This window comes from Streptomyces sp. NPDC001108, assembly GCF_053598535.1.
Genome location: NZ_JBSFKL010000001.1, coordinates 720,173 through 735,897 on the forward strand (window position 1 = coordinate 720,173; position 15,725 = coordinate 735,897).

Here is a 15,725-nt window from a genome sequence, read left to right on the forward strand (position 1 = left end):
GCATTCCCGGGCTCGTCGTCCCTCTGCCAGAGGGCCGTTTCGGCACTCTTGCGGGCCGTCCGCGCCGCCCGTACTGTCCGAATCCGGCTGGCGGATCCGGTCCCCGCGGGGTGTCCGGTGCGGGCCGGGCCGGTTCGGACCCAGGGAGGACCTATGGCACGCCCACGGCTCAGCGCGGTGGTCATGACCCACCCCAGACGCCGCGCGGCGGCCGAGGAACTGGCCCTGAGCGTGGACGGCGGCCTCTTCCGGGTCGTCATGGACCCCGATCCCACCGGCACCCCGTCGGTGCTGCGCACCGCGCTCGCCGCCTGGTCCTCGATCGAGGAGGGGGCCACCCATCAATTGGTGGTCCAGGACGACATGGTGTTGTCCGAAACCTTCCTGGACCGGGTGCGGTCCGCCGTCGAGGAGCTGCCGGACGCGGCGCTGGCCCTGTTCGCGCTCTGGGACTCGCGCAACGGGGCGGCGGTCCGGATGGGGACGATGGCGGGCGCCCGCTGGGTCGGGGCGGTCAACGAGTACTTCCCGTGCGTGGCGATCGTGCTGCCCCGCCGGGTCGCCGAGGGATTCGTGGCGTACGGGCGGCAGCGGCTCGGCGGCTGGCCGGACGACATCCTGATGCACCGCTACCTCACCGCCCGGGGCGTGCCCCGCTATGTCGCGGTGCCCAATCTCGCCGAGCACGAGGACCGCGGCTCGATCTCCGGGAACGCCTTCCGGGGCCCGCGCCGCTCGGTCTGCTTCGTCCCCGGCGACCTGCCCGGCCAGGAGGGCCGGACGCTGACCGGCCTGTCGGTGGTGCCGTTCTTCAAGCACTCGGTGGCGCAGTGCGCGGTGCGGGTCGCGGGGCCCGGCCCCGAGCGGTGGCTGCATCTGGACACCGAGCAGTACCTGCGCGGGGCCGGGCTGCCCGGCACGCTGCTGCGCCCGCCGGGTGCCGGGGCGCCCGGACCGGATGTGCGGGGGACCTGGCTGACCGCCCTGGCCATGGGGTTCGAGGCGGTCCGCGCCGGGCTCGACGTCCCGCCCGGGGCGTCGGCGGCGTACGCGGAGTCGGTGGCGACGATCGGCACCGGCGGCATCAGCAACAACAGCACGGAGGAGCACCTCGCGCACCGTCGCGCACCCCTGGCCGAGGTGGCGCACCGGGCGCTCGAGGCCGGGCGGGAGGCCGCCGACGGCCGGCGCCCGCCCCGTCGGCGGCCGGGCGGTCCCGTCTGGCACGGGGCCGCGAACCCGCTCGGGGAGCACCTCGCGCGCAGGCTGGCCGATCTGTCGGAGCGGTCCGCCTCGGTGATCGACCTGACCGCGCTGGGCTCCCCCGAGCCCCGGGTCACGGTCCGTCCGCCGGACGAGCAGGTCCCGTACACGCTGCACGTGGGCGAGGTGTACGGTCCCGGCTGTTCGCGCCGCTCCCCCATCGGCCGGATGGTGTGGGACGCGCTGCGCAGCCGCCCGGTGGTGGCCGAGGGCGACCCGGACGCGGAGGTGTGGCCGGTGTACGTGACCGACCTCGCCGACGCGATCGCGGTGGTGCTGCGCACCCGGCCCCGGGGGCGGGATTTCGCGGTCGTGCCGGAGAAGCCGTGCACGGCGGCGGAGTTGGCGCAGGCCGTGCACGACGCGGTGCGGCCCGTACCGGTGCGGCCGGTGGCGGGCGCCCGGCCCGGGTGGCGCCGCCCGGTGGCGGCTCCGCTCCCGGCGGGCTGGGCGCCCGCCACCGGGCGGGCGCGCGGGCTGCACGCCTTCGCCCAGTGGCTCGCCTACGAGGAGGTGCCCGAGGACTCCGGCCGGCCGTCTCCGGCCGGGGAGGGTCCGGCCGGTTCGTCCAGGACCAGTTCGGGGTCGTAGAGCTCCATCCAGGCGGCCAGGTCCAGGGCGCGTTCCAGGCCGCGCCGGGAGGCGGCGGTGATCTGCGGGGCCTGGCGCTCGGCGGCCCTGCGGAGCCGGTCGCGGTCGACGAGTTCGAAGACGCGGTGGTCCGGGTCGGCGAGGAGTGCGCGGGCGTGTTCCTGGAGGGCGACGGCGTACTCGGGGTCCTGGGTGGAGGGGTAGGGGCTCTTGACCCGGTCGTACACCGAGCGGGGCAGTACGTCGGCTGCGGCCTCGCGCAGCAGGCTCTTCTCCCGGCCGTCGAACGACTTGAGCGCCCAGGGCGCGTTGTAGACGTACTCGACGAGCCGGTGGTCGCAGAACGGCACCCGGACCTCCAGGCCGACCGCCATGCTCGCGCGGTCCTTGCGGTCGAGCAGGACGCGGACGAAGCGGGTGAGGTGGAGGTGGCAGATCCGGCGCATCCGGTACTCGAAGTCGCTCTCGCCGTCGAGCCGTTCGATGTCGGCGACGGCGGTGCGGTAGCTGTCCTGGATGTATCCGCCGAGGTCCAGGGCCTCGCCGAGGTCGGGGCGGAGCACATCGGCGTCGTCGCCGAAGTGTTCGGCCATCCGCACCAGCCAGGGGAAGGTGTCGGCGGTGCGGGCCTTCTCGTCGAAGAACTGGAGGTAGCCGCCGAAGACCTCGTCGGCGGACTCGCCGGACAGGGCGACGGTGGAGTGCTCGCGGATGGCCCGGAAGAGCAGGTAGAGCGAGGAGTCCATGTCGCCGAGGCCCATCGGCAGATCGCGGGCCCGGATCATCCTGGCCCGTACCCCCGGGTCGGCGAGGGTGCCGGGGTCGAGCACGATGTCCTGGTGGAGGGTGCCGGACTGCCGGGCCACGTCGTGGACGAACGGGGTGTCGGGGGTGGTGCGCAGTTCGTCGGCGACGAAGTTCTCGGTGCGGCCGACGAAGTCGACGGCGAAGGTGCGGACCTTCTCGCCGGTCTCGGCGAGCTGCCGGGCGGCGAGCGCGGTGACCGTCGAGGAGTCGAGCCCGCCGGAGAGCAGGACGCACCGGGGGACGTCGGAGACCAGCTGGCGGCGGACGATGTCGTCGAGGAGCGCGCGGACGGTGGCGACCGTGGTGTCCTGGTCGTCGGTGTGCGGACGGGTCTCCAGCCGCCAGTAGACACGGGTGCGCAGTCCGGAGTGGTCCACGGTGACGACCGTGCCGGGTTGCACCTCGTACATGCCGTCCCAGACGGCATGGCCGGGGTTCTTGACCATGGTGAAGAGTTCCCGCAGCCCGTCGAGGGTCACCCGGGGACGGGCCAGCGGGTTGGCGAGGATCGCCTTGGGCTCCGAGCCGAACAGGACCCCGTCGGGCGTCGGCCAGTAGTAGAAGGGCTTGACGCCCATCCGGTCACGGATCATGACGAGCCGGTCGTGGCGGCCGTCCCAGATCGCGAAGGCGTACATGCCGTTCAGCCGCTCGGCGAGGTGCTCCCCCCACTCCAGGTAGCCGCGGAGCACCACCTCGGTGTCCGAGTCGGTGGTGAACCGGTGTCCGCGTGCGATCAGCTCCTCGCGGAGCTCGGTGTAGTTGTACGCCTCGCCGGAGTAGACGAGCGCGACCGCGCCCTCGGGGGTGCCGGCGCTCATGGGCTGGCGCCCGCCGGGCAGGTCGATGATGGCGAGCCGCCGGTGGCCGAGCGAGGCGTGCGGGGCGTTCCAGACGCCCTGGTCGTCCGGGCCCCGGCAGGCCATGGTCTCCGTCATCGCTTCCACCGCCGTGACCTGCTCGGCCGCCCGTAGATCGCGGTCGAAGGAGACCCAGCCGACTATGCCGCACATGCGCGTCCTCCTGATCCGGTCCGTCCCGGATGCCCGTACGCACGGTGCCGCCCCTCTCGTGGGCGTACCGGGCGACGGCGGCCGGCCGAACCAGTTGTATTCAGCAGCTATATGGCGAGCGTCCGCCCGTGCCCGCTCGCGGTCAACACGAGCGCGACCGGTCCAGGTGGTCGCGTCGGCTGCTTTCGGCCGCGGTTTTCCGCTTCGTAGAACGATTCGTATACGGCTGCCGGACCTCCGTAACCCCTGCGAGCACGGCTTTCACGCCCCGCGGGCAGGCGATATTCGGCCACGGGCAAATTCTTGCCCAACCGGGGCGGCGGCTCCCCCGCACGGCCCGCGCCCGTGCCGCCCCGCTCTCCCCAGTATGCGACCGGGGAGCGAGGACGGCAGCGGACGGAAAGGCGCAGGTCAGCGGGTGGGAGGATAGCCGTCGACGGCACGGTGGCGATGCCGGAGGTCGGGGTGCCGGTGCCGTCGACGACGTACGCGTTACCGACCCTGGCCACCGGGCGGGACGGCCAGGAGACGGTGGAGCCGCACGGTCCCGCCCCGCCGCACCCCTATCGGCCGGTCATCTCCGCCGTGACGGCCCACCGTTCGTGATCGCGCCAGGCGCCGTCGATGAAGAGGAAGTCCGGCGAGAAGCCTTCGAGCCGGAAGCCGGCCCGCCGGACCAGCGCGATCGAACCGGCGTTGCCGGGCTGGATGTTGGCTTCCAGGCGGTGCAGTCCGAGCGGGCCGAAGGCGTGGTCCAGGACCAGGCGCAGCCCCTCGCCGAGCAGGCCGCGCCCGGCCGCGTGGGCGAAGGCCCCGTAGCCGAGGGCGCCGCAGCAGAACGCCCCGGCGACGATGTTGTTGATGTTGATGAATCCGGCGATCGCGTCCGCCCGGCCGTCCGTGCCGCCGCGCTCGCAGACGAGGAAGCCCGCCCTGGCCGGGTCGCCGGTCAGCCGGTCCGCGTACGCGGTGTACGCGGCGGGGTCCTCGGGCGGGAAGAGCCAGGGCCGGTGCAGCTCCCGGCTCTCCCGTGCGCGGGCGGTGAACTCCTCGGCGTCGCCCGGGGTGAAGGGGCGGATCCCCACCCTCCGCCCCTCGGCCAGATACTCACGTTCGGTCATCCGGCCACCCTAGGACCTGTCTTCGAACTGCCGTCGTCCGGCCGGAGGCCGGGCCGTGCGGTGTCCGGTGCGTGCGATCGCAAGGCGGAGGGTCGCTCCGATACTGGATGTATCGGGGTGACCCCGACAACGCGGCGAGCGTGCGTGCCGGGCGCCGCACGGCAGGCGGCAGTTTGAAGACAGGTCCTAGCCCCACCTACTCCAACGCCAACGCCAGTGCCGGCTACGTCCAGAAGACCATCGACCTGTCCGCCTTCAAGGGCCAGACGGTGAAGCTGGAGATCGCCGGCACCGAGGACGCCTACCTGTCGACCATCTTCCTGGTCGACGACATCGCGATCGGCTGACCGCTCCGGCCCACCACCCGAACTCCCGCGGCCGAAGCCCCTGCTCAGGCGCTCCGGCCGCGGGAGCCACCGCATGCATGGGGAGCAACCTCTCCGGCGCCGGGTACGGTCCCGGGGACACCGTACGAAGGAGACCGCCCGTGGCCGAGTACCTGACCGTCCTGACCACGACCGACACCGCCGAGAACGCCCGCGCGCTCGCCGCGAGCGCAGTGGAGGCGAGAGTGGCGGCCTGTGCGCAGATCGACGGACCGATCACCAGCGTGTACCGGTGGGAGGGCGAGGTGCGGGCGGACCAGGAATGGCGCGTCCTGTACAAGACGACCGCCGACCGCTACCCGGAGCTGGAGGCCCACCTCTCCCAGGCCCACGACTACGACACCCCGGAGATCATCGCCACCCCGATCACCCGGGGCAGCGACGCCTATCTGTCCTGGGTGCGCGAGGAGACGGCCACCGGCCGACCGGGGTGACGCCGTCCCTCTGGGCGCCGTCTGCCCGGCCGGTCAGGGTGTCGGGCGGGCGCCCGGACGCGTCTGGGTCTCCGCCTCCCCGAGTGCTGTCCGGAGGCAGTCGAGGGTTCCCTGGGCCAGGAGCTCCACGGTCTTCTCCTCTCACGCCTCTGCGAGGCGGATCGCGTACCGGATGCCCTCCAACTCCCGCCGCGCTCGCGCCGACAGCTCCCGGTCATCCAACAGCACGGGGAGGACCGCACGTAGCTGGTTCCCGACCGGGGTCCTGGGGCGCGGCGGGAGACCCAGTCGGGCAACCCTGTCCTGGACGACCTGGAGTGGCTGCAGCGGACCCGGTCCATGCGCCTGGCCGAGATGCGGGGCCAGAGCTGAGAGCTCCCGTCCGCGACCTGTCGCGCCGAGAGCCCGCGAGCGGGGCGCCACGCCCGGTTTCGGCTGCGGCGTGGGGGCGGGGGCCGGGTCGTAGGCTCGCGGGGACGGAGGCGTGGAGCCACGGGAGGGGTACGCGATGGCGGACTTTCGGGAGCTGAAGTTCAAGGCGGTCACCGCGCTTCAGCGGAACGTCGTCAATCCGCTGGCCAGACGGTCGAAGACGCAGATCCTGCTGGAGACCACGGGACGCAGCTCCGGCCGGCCGCGCCGGACGCCGGTCGGGGGGCGGAAGGTGGGGCAGGAGTTCTGGCTGGTCTCGGAGTACGGGACGAAGTCGCAGTACGTCCGGAACATCCAGGCCGATCCCCGGGTCCGGGTGCGGATCGGCGGGCGCTGGCACAACGGCACGGCCCACCCGCTGCCGGACGACGACGCGCGGGCCCGGCTCCGTACCCTGCCGCGTTACAACAGTGCCGTCGTCCGGGCGGTCGGTACGCGGTTGCTGACGGTGCGGGTCGATCTGGCGGACTGAGCCCGGGGGTGTCGTGCGCACATGGGTGTGCCCGGACGGTCGACTCCCGTCCGGGCACGTGGTGTTGGCGGTGCGGTGGCCGCTTCGTCAGTCGGTGATCTCGATGGGGGTCTCGGCGGCCGGGGCAGGGGCCTGGGACGGGGTCCCGGGCTTCTTGCCGGACTTGGACTGGAGGTTCTGGAGCAGGGCGCCGAGGTCGACTCCCGTGGTGGAGCTGAGGAGTTCCATGCCCTGGGCGACGTTGTCGGTGACCGTGCGGGACAGCTGGCTCGCGCCGTCCGTGGAGATCACGGTCATCTTGTCGACCGCGCTGAGCGGCTCGGACGCCTTGGCGACGACCTGCGGCAGCACCTCGACGAGCATCTGGAGCACGGCCGCGTCGCCGTACCGCTCGAAGGCGTCGGCCTTCTTGTGCATGGCCTCGGCCTCGGCGGAACCCCTCGCCGCGATGGCCGCGGCCTCCGCCTCGCCCTCGATGCGGACGGCGTCGGCCAGCGCCGAACGGTGCAGCTTCTCACCCTGGCCGGTCAGCCGGGCGCGCTCCGCGTCGGCCTCGGCCTCCTTGACCTGGGCGATCCGGCGGGCCTCGGCCTCCTGCTCGGCCTGGTAGCGGGCGGCGTCGGCGGGCTTGCGGATCTTGGTGTCGAGTTCGCGGTCGGTCAGGGCGGCCTGGCGCTCGGCGACCTTCTCCTGCTCCGCGAGGATGTCCTGCTGGCGGGCGGCCTCGGCGAGCGGGCCCGCCGCGTTCGCCTGGGCGGCAGCGGCTTCCGTCTCGGCCTTGATCTCGGCCTGCTTGAGGTAGAAGGTCCGCTCGGCGATGGCGATCTCCTCGGCCGCCTTCAGCCGGGCCTGCTCGGAGGCGCGCTTGGCGATCGCCTCGGCGATGTCCGCCTCCTGCTTGGCGCGGGCGGCCTCCGGGCGGCCGAGGTCCTCCAGGTAGGAGCCCTCGGTGGTGATGTCCTGGATCTGGAAGGCGTCCAGGATCAGGCCCTGGCCGGAGAGGCTGGCCTCGGCCTCCTCCGCGACCTGTCCGGCGAAGGCGGCGCGGTCCCGGATGATGTCCTCGACCGACATCCGGCCGACGATGGCGCGCAGCGCGCCGGAGAGCACTTCCTGGGTGAAGCCGACGATGCCGTCCTGCTGCTGGAGGAAGCGCTGGGCGGCGGCGCGGATCGCTTCCTCGCTGCCGCCGACCTTGACGATCGCGACGCCTTCCAGGTTGGACTTGACCCCGCGCAGGGTGACGGCGCCGCGCACCGCGATCGGGATGTGCCGGCTGGAGAGGTCCAGGGTGAACTTCTGCTGGACGAACGGGACGACGAAGACTCCGCCGCCGACCACGACCTTCTGGCCGCTGTTGTCGATGCTGGTCCGGCCGGTCACCGGGTCGGTCGACTTCTTGCCCCGGCGGCCGGTGATGATGAACGCCTCGCTGGGCCCGGCGACCTTGTAGCGGGTGATGACGACGAGTGCGAGCAGCACCAGGAGTACGACGACTCCGGCGACCGCGGTCACGACTGGGCTCATGAGGTGTCCCCCCTGTCGCCTCTCGGGGCGGCAGCTAGGTTCGGGCAGTGCGCCGCGCGCGGGCGAGGGTGCGTGTCCGGGCGCGGTGGGTGGTCGGTGCGGGTGGCGGTCAGTGTTCGACGGGGCGGACGGCGACCGAGGTGGTCGACAGCGCGGCCTCCACCCAGATCTCGGTGCCCCGGGCGATCGGCGTCGGGCTCTTCGCCGCCAGCTTCACGGGCTGGCCGGCGAGGCTCAGCAGGACCTCTCCGTACCCCTCGGCCGGGATGGCCGTGACGACCGAGCCCGACGTGCCGACGAGGTCGTCGCCGCGCGGGGTGACGCTGGTCTGGTCGCGCATCAGGGCCCGGCTCAGCTTCCAGGTCAGCCAGGCCGCCACCAGCCCGGCCAGGACTCCGGCGGCGGTCGCCACGACCGTACCTGCGCCGGTGGTACCGAGCACGATCGCGCCCCCGAAGCCGAGCATCGAGAGGAACCCGGCGATGACCGGGAGCGAGAGGAGCCCGTCGAACAGGCCGTCCAGAACGCCCCCGAGGAGACCTTCGAGTATCCCGTCGAAGATCAGGGACAGGACGAGCAACACGATCCCGGCAATGCCGAGACCCAGGAACACGTTCATGCGAACATCACCCTCCCCGATCCCCCGGTCGGAATCCATCGAATCCCGGACATCGGACGCCGGACATCGGAGCCGGACGCCGGACATCGAAACAATTCCGTCGAACTGGCTGGATGGTCCCATACGTACACCCGGTCGTCACTGCCGGGTTCCGGCAATCTTTTACGCGCCCTTTATGCCGGGGTTGCGCGGCCGGAGCACGGCCGGAGCACGGCCGGGCGCACCATCGGAACACACTGTCCACAGGCTGTGGACAACACCTGGTCATGGTGCGCGGGCGGGGGAACGGGCGCACGCTGGTAACGAGGTGATCGTCATGGTGATGACAACCGTCGGATGGCATGTGGAGCTGGAGTTCGAGGAGGACACCCACCGCACCCGCGCGGCCGCCCTCGTACGACTCCCGGACGGGTCCGAGGTGCGGGCCCATGGTTACGCCAGCCGCCATCCCTCCGACCAGTCCCAGCCACGGGTGGGCGAGGAGATCGCGGGGGCCAGGGCCCTCAACGAGCTGGCGATGAAGATGCTGACGAAGGCACACGACGAGATCGACGAGGCGTCCGGCCGGACCTCGCACCCGCTGACCTGAACCGGGCAGACGACCCGCACCGGGCCGACGCGGACGACGACCGCCCCGCACCACTCGAAATGGAGGCGCTGGCGGCGCTGCTCGACGGAACCCCGGCGGGGGTGGCCGTCCTCGACGACCGGTTGCGCTACCGCTACGTCAACCCGGCACTCGAACGGATCAACGGCCTCCCCGCCTCCGAGCACCTGGGCCGCACCATCGACGAGGCGCTGCCCCGGCTCGACGCGCGCGAGGACCTGATGCGTGCGGTGCTGGCGGACGGGAAGCCCCGGGAGGTCACCATCAGCGGGTTCACCGCCCGCGACACGCGCGTACGGCGGTACTGGCAGGGGGCGTTCCACCGTCTGGAGTCCCACGGGCGGGTCATCGGCGTGGCCGCGATCGTGCTGGAGGTGATGGCCGCCGACCGCCGCCAGCGGGAGCTGGAGCAGGCCCGGCGCCATCTGAACCTGCTGGACACCGCGACCACCCGGATCGGCACCACCCTCGACATGGACACGACCTGCGCGGAGCTGGCCGGGCTGGTCGTGCCGGGACTGGCGGACGTCGCGATCGTCGAGGTCTTCCCGCCGGACGTCGCCGCGCCCGTGCGGCGCGCGCCCCCGGGGGTGCTCCGGCTGCGACGGGCGGCGTTGCGGGCCACGCCGGAGCTGGCGGAGGATCTGGAGAGCTTCGGCTTCGGGGTGGCCGGTGAGTACATCGACTACCAGGAGAGCGCGGCCGTCCCGCGCTGCCTGGCCAGCGGCCGGCCGGTGGTGGAGAACTACACCACCGACGCGCAGCTGCTGCGCTCCGCGCCCGGCCCCGAGCGGCTGGCCTCCTACCGGGCCCTGGAACTGCACTCGGCGCTCATCGTGCCCGTCGCGGTGCGGTCCGGTCCGCTCGGCGTCCTCGGGCTGATCCGGTCGGGGGACTCGCCGGTCTTCACCGACGAGGACGTGGTGATAGCCCGGGAGCTGGCCGCGCGGGCCGCCGTCGACATGGACCACGCCCGCCGGTACGCGCACGAGCACACCATCGCCCTGGAACTCCAGCGCTCCCTGCTCTCCGAGCCGCGTCCGCCGCATCCGCACATCGAGATCGCCACCCGCTATCTGCCGGCCGACCGGAGCGTCATGGTGGGCGGCGACTGGTTCGACGTCATCCCGCTGCGGGACGGGCGCCATCTGAAGGCGATGGGCGATGTGATGGGGCACGGGGTGGAGGCGGCGGTGGCCATGAGCCACTACCGCTCCCTGCTGCGGATGTTCGCCGACGACGAGCTGGAGCCGCACCAGATCCTGGAGCAGCTGGACCGGATGGTCGAACGGTCCGGGCTGGACCGGGCCGCGACCTGTCTGCTGGCCGTCGTCGACCGGTACGGCGCGGCCTGCGAGGTGTCGAGCGCCGGGCATCTGCCGCCGGTGCTGATCGACCCGCTCGCGGGGACCCGGGTGTGCGAGGAGATCGCGGTGGGGCCGCCGCTCGGGGCCGGGTTCGGGGGCTACCGGACGACCCGGCTGGAATTCGATCCCCGTACGGTGCTCTTCCTGTACACGGACGGGCTGGTGGAGCGGCGGGGCGAGGACATCGACACCTCGGTCCGCCGGCTGCGGGAGCTGACCATGCCGTCCGACGGCAGCCTCGACGACCTGCTGGACGGGGTCCTGGACCGGTTCGGTCCGGGTGCCGAGGACGACATAGCCGTACTCGCCTCCCGGACCCGGTCCCGGGATCCGGTCCCGCCCCGGCCGGAGACGTACGACGCCACCTGAGCCGGGCCGGTCCGTGCGGCCGGGGCCGGCTCAGGGCCGGTTCAGCCGAGTTCCAGGCTGGTGACGCCGAAGAGGCCGGAGCGGTCGAACTCCGGCACCGGTCCGGTGTACATCCGGGCGGTCTCGAACGACGGGCTCAGGCCCAGCTCCTCGGCGAGCCGCACCGCCGCCGGGTTGACGTCGGGCACGTCGACCGCGACCGGCACCCCGGGATCGGCCGCCGCCAGCGCGCCGACCAGCGCCCCGGCCACCTCCGGCGACTCCGCGTACACCGGGCCGATGCGGGAGGCGGCCCGGCAGGGGCGCGTCACGGCCAGCCCGCACAGCTCGCCGTCGCGGACGGCGGCGAGCGAGACCCGGGTGGGGTGGGCGATCCACGGGGCCAGGAAACTGTCGCGCTCGGCCGGGAAGAAGCGGCGGTCGTACGCGGCGAGCCGGTCGAAGGCGACCGCCCGCCCGTCGACCAGCTGCACCCCGTCCGGGACCGGCCGGGCGGGCGGCAGCCCCTCGTAACGCATCGTCGTCCAGGCCGAACGGAAGCCGGACTTACGGTAGTTGGCCTGCTGGTCCACCACCCCGTCCAGGCCCACGTTGCGGCCCGCCAGCCGCGCCATCCCGGCCCGCCAGGTCCGGATCCCGTACCCCTGCCCGCGCAGGTGCGGCCGGACGAGGTAGAAGCCGAGGAACCCGAAGTCGGGGCCGTAGCGGACGACGGAGACGCAGGAGACGGGCTCGCCGTCCAGCCGTCCGATCAGGAAGCCGCGGGGGTCGGCGGCGTGGAAGGCGTGACGGTCGGTCAGCCCGGGGTTCCAGCTCTCCTCGTGGGCCCACTCGGTGAGCAGGGCGAGGTCGTCGGCGCTGGCGATGGTGATCTCGAAGTTCGGCACGGGGCAAGCCGTACCCCACGGGCCGACCGTTCAGCGGCGGGTTTCGGCCGAGCGGGGGATCCGGGCGGCCGGAGCCCCGGTCTCGACCTCCTCGACCCCTTCCGCCTCTTCCGCCTCTTTCGCCTCTTCCGCCTCCTCGGCCTCAGCCGAAGAGGAGCGCGGTCGCGGTGGTGGCCCCCAGCGACGCACCGGCGATCACCTGCGCGACCGTGTGGTACCGGAGCGCCACGCGCGACCAGCAGACCGCGACCGTCATCGTGTAGCCGAGCAGCCACCACGGCGAATGGACCGCGGCGAGCAGCGCGACGACGGCCGAGGCCACCGCCGCGTCCACCGAGATCTTCCACACCGTGTTGACGGCCAGCAGGACCACGGTCATCGCCCACAGGGCCAGCATCGCCAGCAGGATGCCGGTCGGCGCGTGGCCGAGGACCATCACGACCGAACCGGTGCCGATGGAGCCGAGGATGACGAAGAAGATCGGGGCCCGTTTCGTCCGGTCGACGACATGGCGGTCGCCCCAGGTGCCGCGGCCGCGCTCCCACTCGATGTACCCGGCGGGCACCAGTCCCGCGCAGAGGGCCCCGAGGAAGCCCCAGAGCAGTCCGGTCCAGTGGCCGGCGGCGGCCAGCCCGATGCCGAGCATGCCCACGAGCAGGACGTTGCGGGGCTGGAAGACGTCGGTGACGGTGCGGGCGGTGCCGGTGGTGTCGGTGGTGTCTGCAGCGGCTGCGCTGTCCGTGAGTCCCGTGGGTTCCGTGGTGCCGTCGGTGGTGGTCATGCGGTCTCCTCGATGGCGGAAGGGGCGGCGGTGGCGTCCGCCAGTACCCGCGCCGCACGGTCCTGGTCGACGGTCCGGTAGGCGGTGGCCACCCGGACCAGCCAGGCCACCTCGCCCTCCTGGTCGGTGGCGTGCTGGGTCTCCACGGCCGCCGCGGTGGTGGCGGGGGCTCCGTCGTTGCGGGCGGTGAGCGCCGCCTTGATCCAGTACGCCTCGGTGAGCGGGCCCGCCCGGCCCGGGGCGGTGACGCCGTCCGCCGCGGCGGCGGCCTTCGCGGCGGGCAGCAGGGCGTCGGGCACGTAGTGGCGCAGCTTCTCCACCGCGTCCGCGATGTCGGCCGCCCAACGGTCCACGCGCAGGTCGGCGGGGGTGCCGAAGCGGGTGATGTCGCGGACCAGCGAGGCCGGCGGGTCGAAGGGCTGCTCGGGGAAGGCGGTCATCAACTCGCGCCAGAGGCCGTGCAGTCGGACCTGGGCCCGCCAGAGCCTCGCGCGCCGCCGCACCTTGCTGAGGGCCGGGATCGAGGCGCCCACGGCGAAGAAGGCGAACAGCACCAGTTGGGCGGCCTCGGTGATCTCGTCGAAGCGGAGCGCGAAGGACTCGCTCGGGGTGTCGACGACACTGACCCACAGGAACAGGGTCCGGCTGACGGTGTAGCCGACACCGATGACCATCGCGAACGTCATCATCCCCAGGCCGACGCGGAGATGGCGCGTCCCGGCCCCGGCGGTGGCCAGCGCCCACTGGTACGCGCAGACGGCCGACGCGGCGCCGAGGTAGAGGTAGAAGACGCTCATGTACAGCGTGGCGCCCCACTGCCCGGCGTGGTCGGAGACGAAGCGGTCCGAGGGCACGGAGCGGTCGACGACGGTGAAGAACAGCACCGTGAGCAGGATCAGCGTGGCGATCGACGCCTTGGCCGCCACGTGCTGGATGGCGCGGGCGAAGCGCACATGGCGCGGCACGGTCCCGCCGTCCGGGTAGCGGCCGTAGATCGCCACGATGTAGCCGAGGATCGCCAGGATCGCGATCGTCGCCGTGTAGTGCTTGATCAGTACGGCGAGGTCGGTGACGGCGCTGTCGTTGAGCGCGATGCGCACGGCCCGGGTCTTGGTCCACAGGGCGGCGGCGAAGCCCGCGTAGCAGCCCCACAGGGCCCGGCGGCGCTTGTCCTCCTCGTCGCCCCACAGGGCCGAGGGCATGCGCCACAGGGCGACGGCCGTCATCAGGGCGGCTATGAGGTAGCCGGCGAGGTCGAGCGGGGTCACGGCGGGTCCTTGGGGGTGGGGGACGGGGCGGCGGGGTCAGTCTCGGCGGAACAGGCCGCGGCGGCGGTTGGCGACCGGGCGGGAGAGGGAGTTGGCCAGCCGCCCCACCATGTCGTCGCTCGTCACGTCCAGGGCCATGCGGGGGATGAGCGAGGCGCCGAGTTCGGCCATCCGCTCGTCGTGGGTGTCGTACTGCGCGCGGGCCTGCACGGTGCCGTCCCCCGACCGGATCGCGTCGGCGAGGTCGGTCACCGCGGGCGGGGGCGGGGCGGACGGTGCGGAGGCGGACGGTGCGGGGGTGGTCGCGGGGCCGGTGCCCAGCACCCTGGTGATCAGCGAGGTGTCGAAGACCGGAAGCAGACGGCGGAGCTGTTCCGGGTCGAGCGAGGTGCCGTGGTCGAACCACTCGTGGCACAGCTCGTGCAGGATCACGTGCTGGGTCTGGTACGCGGTCGGCCTGCGGCGGTAGAGCACGAAGCTCGTCCCGCCGGTCTTCAGGCGCAGCCCGCAGGCGGCGTTGACCCGGGCCAGCCGGTCGGGCATCTCGTGCAGCACGATGGTGCGGCCGCGGGCCGCCTCCATGTTCGCCACCAGCGCGCCGATGGAGAAGGGCGCGGGTATCGGCAGGTCGGCCAGCCCGGCCTCGCACTCCTTCCGCAGCTGACGCAAGGACATGGAGGGCTACTTCCCCGACCCGCCGGGGGTGGCCGTACCCGGCGCCCCCGGTAGGTCCTTGCTCTGGCCCGTGGACTCCCGCAGCAGGGAGAGCGCGAACTGCAGCAGCTCCGGCGGGAGTCCGTCCTCGTCGAGACCACGCCCCGCCACCCCGCTGATCTCCCCGGTGCGGCGCAGCGCGAGGAACTGGAGCCCGGCCACGACGTCGTCGACGACCTCCGACTCCTCCTTGAAGAACCGCCAGTCCACGCCGAAGCCCAGGCCGAGCGCCTTGAGGATGTCCTCGGAGGGCTGAGTGACCTTGCCCGCGAGGATGTTGGAGAAATAGCTGTGCGAGAGCGAGCCGCCGCGCTCCTTGACGAGGTCGGCGAAGAAGCGGCCCGAGATCTTCTGCCCCGGGAAAGTCTTCTCCACCATGTACTCGACCTTCTGCTGCAAGGTCCGCAGTTCCGGTGCGCGTTCCTCGGCGCTGTCCATCGGGCCCCCCACGTATCCGCCGCTTCCGTTCGATCGGTGCTCACGGTCATCGATTCGGTCAACGGGCTCGTACTGTAACGAACGCTGACGCGGCGTACCCGAAGTGGTGGCTGGCACGGGAACGGACTTGCGTAAACACGCTACGTCACTGTTAACTCGAAAAAACACGGGCAGGGGACCACGAGGGGAGTCCCCTGCCCGTGAAAGAACATGGCGCGCGCGAATTTACCCCGGACAAAACGTGCATTGTGCACGCATCCGCCGGGCGACCGGCCCCGGAGCATGGGTGTAGCCCTTCACGACGGGGGATGCATGAAGGGCTACACCCGCATTATGGCCGCCGACCAGGCCGATCATCAACCACCCTCCTGCGTGGCGCACCGGGTCGGGCGCACCGGCGCGCGAGGGGGGCGGGCGACCGGAGCCGCACGCCGGGGCAGGAAATCGATTCCCCGGACCCGACCAAAAGCCTTTCACCCTCCCTCCGCGACCCCGAAAGCACATTTGCGCACCTTCCCCCTTCATGCGTAATTCGACAGGCAAATGCCATTAATGGCGAAATTTCGCCATGCTATTATTCGAGGTCGAGTAGCGGTTTGCCGTGAGATACGAGGCCGGTCGGCCGGGAC

15 protein-coding genes and 1 pseudogene are annotated in these 15,725 nt (G+C 72.4%); 6 read left to right on the forward strand and 10 right to left on the reverse strand.

Going from position 1 to position 15,725, the window contains the following annotated elements; genetic code table 11:
- Window positions 1–153 precede the first annotated feature (153 nt).
- Window positions 154–1,854 carry a hypothetical protein gene (locus tag ACWC97_RS03185; protein ID WP_450647113.1) on the forward strand — a complete coding sequence of 567 codons (1,701 nt, stop codon included), beginning with the start codon at window positions 154–156 and terminating at the stop codon, window positions 1,852–1,854.
- Here the strand turns inward: ACWC97_RS03185 and asnB are convergent.
- Both asnB and ACWC97_RS03195 read right to left on the reverse strand, forming a co-directional pair.
- Entirely contained in the window at window positions 1,767–3,674 is a 1,908-nt protein-coding gene (asnB, locus tag ACWC97_RS03190) for an asparagine synthase (glutamine-hydrolyzing) (protein ID WP_450647115.1), read from the reverse strand. The genes ACWC97_RS03185 and asnB overlap by 88 nt on opposite strands.
- A gap of 563 nt (window positions 3,675–4,237) precedes the next feature.
- A complete protein-coding gene (locus ACWC97_RS03195) occupies window positions 4,238–4,795 on the reverse strand; it encodes a GNAT family N-acetyltransferase (protein WP_450647117.1) in 558 nt (185 codons plus the stop codon).
- Between the two features lie 173 nt (window positions 4,796–4,968).
- Here ACWC97_RS03195 and ACWC97_RS03200 point away from each other — a divergent pair, with 173 nt between their 5' ends.
- Window positions 4,969–5,142: a hypothetical protein gene (locus tag ACWC97_RS03200; RefSeq protein WP_450647119.1), complete on the forward strand. Its 174-nt coding sequence runs from the start codon at window positions 4,969–4,971 to the stop codon at window positions 5,140–5,142.
- Window positions 5,143–5,282: 140 nt separating this feature from the next.
- Entirely contained in the window at window positions 5,283–5,615 is a 333-nt protein-coding gene (cutA, locus tag ACWC97_RS03205) for a divalent-cation tolerance protein CutA (RefSeq protein ID WP_450647121.1), read from the forward strand.
- A gap of 141 nt (window positions 5,616–5,756) precedes the next feature.
- Here cutA and ACWC97_RS03210 read toward each other — a convergent pair.
- Window positions 5,757–5,870: pseudogene (locus ACWC97_RS03210) on the reverse strand (transcriptional regulator); the annotation flags it as partial.
- Between the two features lie 253 nt (window positions 5,871–6,123).
- Here ACWC97_RS03210 and ACWC97_RS03215 point away from each other — a divergent pair.
- Entirely contained in the window at window positions 6,124–6,519 is a 396-nt protein-coding gene (locus ACWC97_RS03215; protein WP_352274218.1) for a nitroreductase/quinone reductase family protein, read from the forward strand.
- Between the two features lie 87 nt (window positions 6,520–6,606).
- On the opposite strand, the gene ACWC97_RS03220 is transcribed toward ACWC97_RS03215, so the two are convergent.
- Complete coding sequence (locus ACWC97_RS03220) at window positions 6,607–8,046, reverse strand: flotillin family protein (protein WP_450647123.1); 1,440 nt, start codon at window positions 8,044–8,046, stop codon at window positions 6,607–6,609.
- Between the two features lie 109 nt (window positions 8,047–8,155).
- Entirely contained in the window at window positions 8,156–8,665 is a 510-nt protein-coding gene (locus ACWC97_RS03225) for a hypothetical protein (protein ID WP_352274216.1), read from the reverse strand.
- A gap of 316 nt (window positions 8,666–8,981) precedes the next feature.
- Here ACWC97_RS03225 and ACWC97_RS03230 point away from each other — a divergent pair, with 316 nt between their 5' ends.
- Together ACWC97_RS03230 and ACWC97_RS03235 are read left to right on the forward strand one after the other, a co-directional pair.
- On the forward strand, window positions 8,982–9,254 hold the full coding sequence (locus tag ACWC97_RS03230; protein WP_352274215.1) for a DUF1876 domain-containing protein: 273 nt from the start codon (window positions 8,982–8,984) through the stop codon (window positions 9,252–9,254).
- Window positions 9,255–9,313: 59 nt separating this feature from the next.
- A complete protein-coding gene (locus ACWC97_RS03235) occupies window positions 9,314–11,008 on the forward strand; it encodes a SpoIIE family protein phosphatase (RefSeq protein WP_450647125.1) in 1,695 nt (564 codons plus the stop codon).
- 41 nt (window positions 11,009–11,049) lie between these two features.
- Here the strand turns inward: ACWC97_RS03235 and ACWC97_RS03240 are convergent, their stop codons facing one another.
- From ACWC97_RS03240 to ACWC97_RS03260, 5 genes are all read right to left on the reverse strand, one after another.
- Entirely contained in the window at window positions 11,050–11,895 is an 846-nt protein-coding gene (locus ACWC97_RS03240) for a GNAT family N-acetyltransferase (RefSeq protein WP_450647127.1), read from the reverse strand.
- A gap of 142 nt (window positions 11,896–12,037) precedes the next feature.
- Complete coding sequence (locus ACWC97_RS03245; RefSeq protein WP_450647129.1) at window positions 12,038–12,676, reverse strand: hypothetical protein; 639 nt, start codon at window positions 12,674–12,676, stop codon at window positions 12,038–12,040.
- Window positions 12,673–13,944, reverse strand: coding sequence for an MAB_1171c family putative transporter (locus tag ACWC97_RS03250; protein ID WP_450647131.1), 1,272 nt, complete (start codon window positions 13,942–13,944; stop codon window positions 12,673–12,675). Before ACWC97_RS03250 ends, ACWC97_RS03245 begins: the two co-directional genes overlap by 4 nt.
- Window positions 13,945–13,980: 36 nt before the next feature.
- On the reverse strand, window positions 13,981–14,619 hold the full coding sequence (locus tag ACWC97_RS03255; RefSeq protein WP_352274211.1) for a toxin: 639 nt from the start codon (window positions 14,617–14,619) through the stop codon (window positions 13,981–13,983).
- Window positions 14,620–14,625: 6 nt separating this feature from the next.
- The gene (locus tag ACWC97_RS03260) at window positions 14,626–15,096 is read right to left on the reverse strand and encodes a hypothetical protein (protein ID WP_352274210.1); all 471 of its coding nucleotides are present in this window, start codon (window positions 15,094–15,096) and stop codon (window positions 14,626–14,628) included.
- Window positions 15,097–15,725 lie beyond the last annotated feature (629 nt).